We start from the raw sequence: 6500 nt of genomic DNA on the forward strand, positions 1-6500 counted from the left end.
AAGGAATACAGCAACTAATCCGGCCACTGCTTGTATTTCTGTTTTTGGCATGTTTTCAGAAACAGCAAAGGAAATGACCTAAAACAGGAAAGCCGGACTTTTACAGAAGTCGGCTTTCCTGTTTTTAAAAGTACCCTGCTACTTAAGCAGTGAAGCGATTTTCTCCTCCAGCTCCTGCCCTCTCAGGTTTTTGGCAATGATTTTTCCTTCCCGGTCCAGCAACACGGTCTGCGGAATGGCAGTGACGCCGTAGAGCTGGCCGGCAGCACTTTCCCACCCTTTCAGGTCAGACACATGCGGCCAGGTGAGTTTGTCGTTCTCAATGGCTTTCAACCATTTGTCACGGTCCTGGTCCAGGCTCACGCCGTAGATTTCAAAGCCTTTGTCTTTGTACTTGTTGTACATGCGCACCACGTTGGGGTTCTCTTTGCGGCAGGGACCGCACCAGCTGGCCCAGAAGTCTATTAAGACATACTTTCCGCGGAGCGAGGAAAGGGCCACTTCCTGCCCAGAAGGTGATGGCAGTTTGATATCTGGAGCCAGCGAACCAATAGCGGTTGAACGCTTGGAACCAACTTTTTCTTCCAGGGATTTGGTGTAGCGGGAATTGGGCAGGTTTGTTTTGAAAGCCGTTAAAACGCTATCTACAAAAGGAAATTCCTCCTCAAGGCTGATCATGTTGCCCGCCACATACGCAGATACCACTGAAGAAGGATTGGTTCTCACAAAGCTCTTCAACTGCTGCTGCATGCCCTGTTGCGCCAGCATAAATTCCTGTTGCAACTTAGCCACCTCTTCATTCTGGCCGTTGGAGCTGGCAGCCTGTGCCCGTTGGTTCAGGTCGGCCACTTTCTGCTGCATGCCCTGCATGATGGTGTTCAGCTCTTTCACCAGCTCAGAGTCTTTTGACCCTTTCACGGTGTAGGTGGTGGCCACCTGCCCGGAGTCTGCGGTAATCTCAATGTGCTTGTTGTCTACCACCAACATGACGCCTTCTTTGTTGTCAAAGCCCAGCTTGTAGATGGCGGGTTCGCTTACGGTTCCCTCCATGACAAACGTTCCATCTTTGTTAATGTCGGCGGTGTCTTTGGGCACGAAAGACTGCTCGCCCAGCTCATCCAGGTACACCTTGCCGGTGGTCATGTTGTTGATTTTACCGGTGATGCGGTAGCTCTTGTCTGTATCAGCGGTAGCTACCCCTTTCTTTTGACAGGCCCCCAAAATGCTAAGGGCGGCGGCTGCCAGTATGATTTGTTTCTTCATGTTTACGTCTAAGTCAGCTTATTTATTTAAGCTCTCTTTCAATAGTTTATTTGCCAGTTTTGGGTCAGCCTTTCCTTTGGTCTGTTTCATGAGGTCACCCATAAACATGCCCAGCAGAGACGCTTTCCCGGCTTTGTATTCAGCTACTTTGGCGGGGTTGGCGGCCAGCACACTGTCAATAATGGCTTGCAAGGCACCTTCATCAGATTCCTGCACCAGGTTCTGCTCGGTGGCCACCTGTTGGGCGGTTTTCTGTGGGTTATCTAACAGATACGGGAAGATTTGCTTGGCGGCTACGGTATGGCTCACTTTGTTGCTGTCTACCAACTCTATCAACCCGGCTACCTGCTCAGGTTTCAGCGGGAACGAGGACATGGGTAAGGTGAGTTCATTCAGGTAGCTTTTTACCGGTCCGCTCATCCAGTTGGCTGCCGCCTTGTAGTTCTTGGTCTGCTGGCAAAGCGCATCAAAGTACAGGGCAATGTCTTTGTCATCGGTCAACACCCCGGCGTCATAGTCAGAAAGACCATACTCCTGGGTGAAGCAGTTGTAAAGTGCCTGCGGAAGCGCGGGCATGCTTTCCGTTACCGCCTGCAGCCATTCATCAGAGATGATGACGGCTGGCAAATCTGGCTCCGGGAAGTACCGGTAATCATTCATGGTCTCTTTGGAGCGCATGCCGGTGGTGGTGCCGGTGTTGGCGTCAAAGTTGCGGGTCTCAGAGTCAACCGTTCCTCCGGCTTCCAGAATAGCAATCTGGCGGTCAATCTCGTGCTCAATGGCGCGCTGCACGTTCCGGAAGGAGTTCATGTTCTTCACCTCCACCTTGGTGCCCCACTTGCTGGCGCCTTTCTTCATCACAGAGATGTTGGCGTCGCAGCGCAGCGAGCCTTCTTCCATGTTCCCATCGCAAATCTCCAGGTACTGCACCAGTTTTTTGATTTGCGTAAGGTAGGCATAGGCTTCCTCTGAATCACGGATATCGGGCTCTGACACAATCTCAATCAAAGGAGTTCCGGCGCGGTTCAAATCCACCAGCGTCTCGGTCTCTCCGGCCAAGTGCATGGATTTTCCGGCGTCTTCTTCCATGTGGATGCGGGTGATGCCAATGCGCTTCTCACCGCCGTCCTTGGTTTTAATATCCAGGTAGCCTTTGGTGCAGATAGGCGTTTTGTCTTGCGTGATCTGGTAGCCTTTGGGAAGGTCTGGATAGAAGTAGTTCTTGCGGGCGTAGTAGTTGTGGCGTTCAATTTCGCAGTTGGTAGCTACTCCCATTTTCATGGCCATCTCCACTACCTTCTTGTTCACGCGGGGCAAGGTGCCCGGGTGCGCCAAGGTAATTACGCTCAAATTGGTGTTCGGCAGCATGCCGTACTCAGTAGAGTCTGCAGAATAGGCTTTGCTCTCAGTGAGCAGCTGCGCGTGCACCTCCAGTCCGATGATGGCCTGGTATTGGGAACGGATGTCTTCGTTCATGTTCTTTTAGTAGCACGTATCACGTAGCACGTAACACGATTTCTGTTTTTGGTCTATTTTCTGAAAAACAGCCCCTAATGGGCTATTGTTTAACCTCACCCCCGGCCCCCCTCCCACGGAGAGGGGAGTATTGTTTTTCTTTTGCTGGCGCGAGTCTCTGACTCGTGCCGACGGGTGGTTGGAGTCTCCAGACTCCGGTGTATTGTATTTGCTTTTGGTTCCCGGCGAGTCTAGAGACTCGCTTCACCTTTAGTCACGAGTCAGAGACTCGCGCCAGATATATTTTTCTGTTTTTCGCTGTTTTCTTGAAAAACAGCCCGAAAACGCATTAGCAGAAAGTCCCTCTCCGCGGGAGAGGGATTTAGGGTGAGGTCTTCTACTGCACCAAACCTTGCGCTTTAGCAAGGGCGGCATCTAAACCTGCCACTTCCTTGCCGCCGGCCGTAGCGTAGAACGGTTGTCCGCCGCCGCCGCCTTTGATTTCCTTTGCCAGTTCTTTCACCATTTGCACGGCGTTCAGTCCTTTGCCTGAAACCACTTCATCTGACAGCATAACGGCCAGCTGGGGTTTTCCGTCTACATCGGCGGCTAAAACCAGCACCAGATTGTCAACCACAGAGCGTAAGTCAAACGCGAGTTTCTTGAGGTAATCTGCGTTGCTCACTTCTACCTTAGCCGACAGGAAGTTCACCCCGTTCACTTCGCGTACTTGTGAAGCCAGCTTTTCTTTCTGGGCAGTCACCTGCTTCAATTCAAACGCTTCCAGTTGTTTGCGCAAGGCGGAATTTTCGTCCTGGAGTTTCTCAATGGCTTTACCGAAGCCTTTCTGCACGCCCAACAGCTGCTTCACTTCCTCAAACTGTGAAATTTGTTCGTCCACATATTCCTCGGCTACATCGGCGGTGATGGCTTCAATTCTTCTCACGCCTGCGGCTACCGAGCTTTCGCTTACAATCTTGAAGAAGCCTATGTTACCGGTGTTCTGCACGTGAATACCGCCGCAGAGTTCTATGGAGTAGTCTTTGTTAAAGGTAATGACCCGCACAAAATCGCCGTACTTTTCGCCAAACAAGGCGGTAGCACCTAATTGCTTCGCTTCTTCAATAGGTACGTTGCGGCGCTCATCTTTTTCAATGGATTCCCGGATGCGCTCGTTCACGATATGCTCCACCTCGCGCAGTTGCTCCTCCGTTACTTTGGTGAAGTGCGAGAAGTCAAAACGCAAGAGTTTGTCACTTACTAGGGAGCCTTTCTGGTTCACGTGGTCGCCCAGCACCTGTTTCAGTGCCGCGTGCAGCAAGTGGGTGGCCGAGTGGTTTTTCTTAATCAATGCGCGGCGTCTGCTGTCTACTTTCGCTTTCAGCGGAGCCTCTAAGTCTTTGGGCAGCTCAGCGGTGATGTGCAGAATAAGGTCGTTCTCTTTTTTGGTGTCCAGCACTTTCACGTTGCCGGCCGCAGATTCCAGCATACCCGTATCGCCTACCTGTCCGCCGCTCTCAGCGTAGAACGGGGTGCGGTCCAGCACTACGTGGAATTCTTTTTTGTTTTTGGCGGTCACCTGACGGTAGCGCACCACACGGGCTTCTACTTCTTCGGCGTCATAGGCCACCCACTCGGTCTCCACGTCTGGTTGCAAAATAACCCAATCGCCCTGCTCGGTGGCAGCAGCGTTGCGGGAACGGTTTTTCTGCTGCTCCATTTCAGTGGTGAAGCCGGCCTCATCTATGGTGAAGCCGTTTTCTTTGGCAATCAGCGCCGTTAAGTCCAGCGGGAACCCGAAGGTATCATACAGTTCAAAAGCGGTTTTGCCGTCAATGGTGTTGCCGTTCACTTTGAAGGTGTCGTTCAGTGACTCAAGACGTTTCAGGCCGTTCTCCAGCGTGCGCAGGAACGCATTTTCCTCTTCCTCAATCACGCGCTGCACAAAGGCTTGCTGGGCTTTCAGTTCCGGGAACACGTTCGCCAGTTGGTCGGCCAACACAGGCACAATAGTGTTCAGGAACGGCTTCTTGAAGTTCAGGTAGGTGAAGGAATACCGCACCGCGCGGCGCAGAATTCTTCTAATCACATACCCCGCCTTGTTATTGCTGGGTAGTTGTCCGTCTGCAATGGTGAAGGAAATGGCCCGGATATGATCGGCAATGACCCTAATGGCAATGTCTGTCTTCTCGTTTTGGCCGTACACCACGCCTGCCTCCTGGGCAATAAACTGGATGAGCGGCTGGAAAACATCGGTGTCGTAGTTAGACTGTTTGCCCTGGATGGCCATACACAAACGCTCGAAGCCCATGCCCGTATCTACGTGCTGCGCAGGGAGTTTCACCAAAGAACTATCGGCTAACCGGTTGAACTCCATGAACACGTTGTTCCAAATTTCCACCACCTGCGGATGGTCATTGTTCACCAAAGATTTTCCGTCTACCTGTGCGCGCTCCTCGTCTGAACGCAAGTCTACGTGAATCTCAGAGCACGGACCGCACGGACCGGTATCGCCCATCTCCCAGAAGTTATCCTTCTTGTTGCCCATCAAGATGCGGTCTTCGGCAATCATGGTCTTCCAGATATCATACGCTTCCTGGTCCATGGGCAGGTTCTCAGAAGCATCGCCCTGGAAAACGGAAACGTAGAGCCGGTCTTTGGGCAGCTTGTACACCTCGGTCAATAACTCCCAGGACCATCTCAGCGCATCCTGCTTGAAATAGTCCCCAAAAGACCAGTTGCCCAGCATCTCAAACATGGTGTGGTGGTAGGTGTCATAGCCTACTTCCTCCAGGTCGTTGTGCTTGCCAGACACGCGCAGACATTTCTGCGTATCGGCTACCCGGGCGTAGGGTGCGGGTTTATTGCCCAGAAAATAGTCTTTGAACGGTGCCATGCCCGAGTTGATGAACATGAGCGTAGGGTCGTCTTTCACCACTATGGGTGCCGACGGAACAACTTGGTGGCCTTTGGAGGCGAAGAAATCCAGGAACTTCTGACGTATCTCAGCGGAGGTCATGTATTTAAATAATAGCTTTCAAAACTGGGTGGCAAGGGCTTGTAAATGCGAAAGAAAAAGCGAATTTTTGCCCTTCAAACGCTTGTACCGCCACCTGCAAAAGTAAGCTTTTTTGCCAATATGCCGTGCTGGCCAAAGCGTTTTCGGCCTGTTTTTCAGAAAACAAGGCAAAAACAGATGAGTTCTGAGTTCTGAGTCTTGAGTCCTGAGTCAGTCCAAGAAATTCCCAGTCTCAGAACTCAGAACTCAAGACTCAGAACTCATACAAAGTGCCCTACAAAGAACGCGACATAGAGAAACAGTACTACAGCATTGGCGAAGTAGCCGCCATGTTTGATGTTGCCCCATCCCTGATCAGATTCTGGGAAACCGAGTTTGATATTCTCAAGCCCAAGAAGAACAAGAAAGGCAACCGCCTCTTCTCACCCAAAGACATTGAGAACCTGCGGTTTGTGTACCACCTGGTAAAGGAGCGCGGCTACACCATTCAGGGTGCCCGTGAAATGCTCAAAACCCGCGGCGTGCAGGTGCGGGAGAAATTTGAGATGATTCAGAGCCTGGAGAAGGTGAAGGAGTTCTTGATCAGCATCAAGGCACAGTTGCCCTAGCGGCCCAGTCCTGGGTTCTGAGTCCTGAGTGGGAAAAGGGCACAACTGCAAGCTTAACTCTTGGAATTTAATTATAGACCATTAACCGTTTCGGGCCTGTTTGCATAAACAAACGCAAGGTTAATCAACCCCACCTGGTTCTTCATAATCTTACG

5 protein-coding genes are annotated in these 6500 nt (G+C 51.5%); 1 reads left to right on the top strand and 4 read right to left on the bottom strand.

All coding sequences use genetic code 11. From position 1 onward, the window contains the following. Nucleotides 1-138: 138 nt before the first annotated feature. From A8O25_RS21735 to A8O25_RS23360, 4 genes are all read right to left on the bottom strand, one after another. Entirely contained in the window at nt 139-1263 is a 1125-nt protein-coding gene (locus A8O25_RS21735; protein ID WP_082893828.1) for a TlpA disulfide reductase family protein, read from the bottom strand. Nucleotides 1264-1281: 18 nt separating this feature from the next. Beyond that, nucleotides 1282-2739 (bottom strand): Asp-tRNA(Asn)/Glu-tRNA(Gln) amidotransferase subunit GatB, encoded by a 1458-nt coding sequence (gene gatB / locus A8O25_RS21740; protein ID WP_066839675.1) that lies wholly within the window; start codon nt 2737-2739, stop codon nt 1282-1284. 376 nt (nt 2740-3115) lie between these two features. Next, on the bottom strand, nt 3116-5737 hold the full coding sequence (alaS, locus tag A8O25_RS21745) for an alanine--tRNA ligase (RefSeq protein ID WP_066839678.1): 2622 nt from the start codon (nt 5735-5737) through the stop codon (nt 3116-3118). 4 nt (nt 5738-5741) lie between these two features. Continuing rightward, nucleotides 5742-5903: a hypothetical protein gene (locus A8O25_RS23360; RefSeq protein WP_161947814.1), complete on the bottom strand. Its 162-nt coding sequence runs from the start codon at nt 5901-5903 to the stop codon at nt 5742-5744. 103 nt (nt 5904-6006) lie between these two features. Here A8O25_RS23360 and A8O25_RS21750 point away from each other — a divergent pair, with 103 nt between their 5' ends. Then, entirely contained in the window at nt 6007-6345 is a 339-nt protein-coding gene (locus A8O25_RS21750) for a MerR family transcriptional regulator (RefSeq protein ID WP_066839680.1), read from the top strand. Nucleotides 6346-6500 lie beyond the last annotated feature (155 nt).

This window comes from Rufibacter ruber, assembly GCF_001647275.1.
Lineage (GTDB): Bacteria > Bacteroidota > Bacteroidia > Cytophagales > Hymenobacteraceae > Nibribacter > Nibribacter ruber_C.